The 2,554-nt window shown below is 40.6% G+C and carries 2 protein-coding genes; both read right to left on the reverse strand.

Features of this window, described 5'->3' with window-relative positions; translation table 11 throughout:
* A partial coding sequence (thrS, locus tag E7C97_RS09310) for a threonine--tRNA ligase (RefSeq protein ID WP_316109038.1) occupies nucleotides 1–1,647 on the reverse strand: 1,647 nt, incomplete at its 3' end.
* Nucleotides 1,648–1,965: 318 nt separating this feature from the next.
* Entirely contained in the window at nucleotides 1,966–2,337 is a 372-nt protein-coding gene (locus tag E7C97_RS09315) for a hypothetical protein (protein ID WP_316109040.1), read from the reverse strand.
* Between the last annotated feature and the right edge of the window lie 217 nt (nucleotides 2,338–2,554).

The raw sequence follows: 2,554 nt of genomic DNA on the forward strand, positions 1-2,554 counted from the left end.
GGTTACTTGGTGTGGTGCAAGCCATGTTGGGAAGGCACCCTTGTAGTTCTCAATCAAGATAGCTGTGAAGCGTTCCATAGTTGAGATAACCCCACGGTGAATCATAACTGGACGGTGTTCTTCACCATCAGCTCCGATATATTTAAGGTCGAAGCGTTCTGGGAGCAAGAAGTCAAGCTGGATAGTAGAGAGGGTTTCTTCTTTTCCAAGAGCTGTCTTCACTTGGATATCCAATTTTGGTCCGTAGAAGGCTGCTTCCCCTTCAGCTTCAAAGTAGTCAAGTCCCATGTCATCCATAGCTGATTTCAACATACGTTGAGCATTTTCCCACATCTCATCATTATCAAAATATTTGTGAGTATCTTTAGGGTCGCGGTATGATAAACGGAAACGATAGTCAGTTAAGTTGAAATCTTCGTAAACATCGATAATCAATTGAAGCGTACGTTGGAACTCATCTTTGATTTGTTCAGGTGTTACGAAAGTATGACCATCATTAAGTGACATTTCACGTACACGTTGAAGCCCTGTGAGAGCACCAGATTTTTCATAGCGGTGCATCATACCGATTTCAGCAATACGGATTGGCAATTCACGGTAAGAGTGAACGTGGTGTTTAAAGACTTCGATATGGTGAGGACAGTTCATTGGACGAAGAACGAATTCTTCCCCGTCTCCCATATCCATAGTAGGGAACATATCTTCACGGTAGTGATCCCAGTGCCCAGAAGTCTTGTAAAGTTCTACTGAGGCAATTGGTGGAGTGTAGACGTGTTGGTAACCAGCAGCGATTTCCTTGTCGACGATGTAGCGTTCCAATTCACGACGGATAGTAGCCCCATTTGGCAACCAGAATGGAAGCCCTTGACCAACTTCTTGAGAAATCATAAAGAGATCTAGTTCTTTACCAAGTTTACGGTGGTCACGTTCTTTGGCTTCTTCACGCATTTGAAGGTAGTTCTTCAAGTCTTTCTTGTCAAACCAGGCAGTACCGTAGATACGTTGCATCATGGCATTGTCGCTATTTCCACGCCAGTAAGCACCAGCTACGTTAAGAAGGTGGAAGATTTGGATACGACCAGTTGAAGGGACGTGTGGGCCACGGCAGAGGTCCACATATTCACCTTGACGGTAGATGGTCAAACCACCTTCGTCTTCTGAGTGTTCTTCAATCAATTCTAATTTGTATGGGTCGTTTTTGAAAATTTCACGCGCTTCATCTTTAGTCACTTCCTCACGAATAGATGGGAAGTTTTCCTTAACGATTTTTTGCATTTCTTCTTCGATACGAGGAAGGTCTTCGTTAGAGATTTGACCAGCTTGGTTATCTGTATCGTAGTAGAAACCATCTTCGATAGCTGGACCAACACCCAAGTGAATGTCTGGGAAAAGGCGGCGAGCGGCTTGAGCAAACAAGTGAGCAGCTGAGTGACGCAAGATTGGAAGGGCATCTTCGTGATCAGGTGTCACGATTTCGATGCTACCGTCTTCAGTGATAGCACGAGTAGTATCGATGAGTTTGCCGTTAAATTTACCAGCAAGAGCTTTTTTAGCTAGGGAATTGCTGATGGATTGAGCAATTTCAAAAGTTGTAACGCCAGATTCGAATTCACGAACAGCACCATCTGGGAAAGTAATTTTAATCATGGTTTTCTCCTTATATTGATTATCCATTATTTCTAAAGTAGAAGTGTTTCCCTATTTTGCAGTCTTAAATCAAGAAAAACAAAAAGCGACATCCTAAAAAGGACGTCGCAACGTGGTTCCACCTTCATTTATGTTCCTCAAAAAAGAGGGACACCTCTGATTGGCTCTAACGTGGCCACCGTTTTATGTTTGCATAAAAGTCAGTAGAGTAGTATCAGTATAGTCTTTCTATGCGTTCTCAGCAACCACGCACTCTCTGGTAGAAAGGGGCTAAGTGACTTGTCTCTATGCATTATTATAGCATGATTGTGAGATTTTTCAAGGATTTTGTGAAAGTTTTTTGTTTTTCAGTTTTTGCATTAGATACCTGATAGCGGCACCAATAACTGTACCTAGTAGAATAAGAATTTCATAGGCTAGGAAATAAACAATAATAAATTCTCTGAAAGGAATAATAGTAAATCCATAGAGCAAGCAGCTACCTAGAAGCCAATGCAGTGAAAAACCAAAACGGTAGCTATAAAGAAGAGAAACTATAAAAACTATGATGGGCGAAATGATGAATATATTTAGAAGATAGAGCTCCGTTAGTTTTGGATTCTGTAATAGTAGTATAAATAATCCATAAAGTGGACAATAAAAGAAAAATACGACCAGATAGTAGGGGAGATATTTAAAGAATTTACGCATGGTAATCACCTCGTTATAAAACTATCAACTTAGATATCCTTCCTATGAATATTATAGCATATTTGCAGTAAGAATAGTAAATCAGTTGACAAAGAAGTTAGTTATTGGTAGAATAGAAATTGTCGTAAAGACAAATAACTTCTTCTTGGTTACAGGCATGCCAACCTGTCACTCGGATGAAGCCAAATAAAAAGGAGAAACATCATGGCAATCTCAA

Origin of the sequence: Streptococcus sp. (assembly GCF_032481935.1) — a bacterium.
In the GTDB taxonomy this organism is placed as follows: domain Bacteria; phylum Bacillota; class Bacilli; order Lactobacillales; family Streptococcaceae; genus Streptococcus.

Coding starts and splice junctions, on each gene's coding strand:
- E7C97_RS09315 (WP_316109040.1), bottom strand. CDS start 2,337: ATGCGTAAATTCTTTAAATATCTCCCCTACTATCTGGTCGTATTTTTC.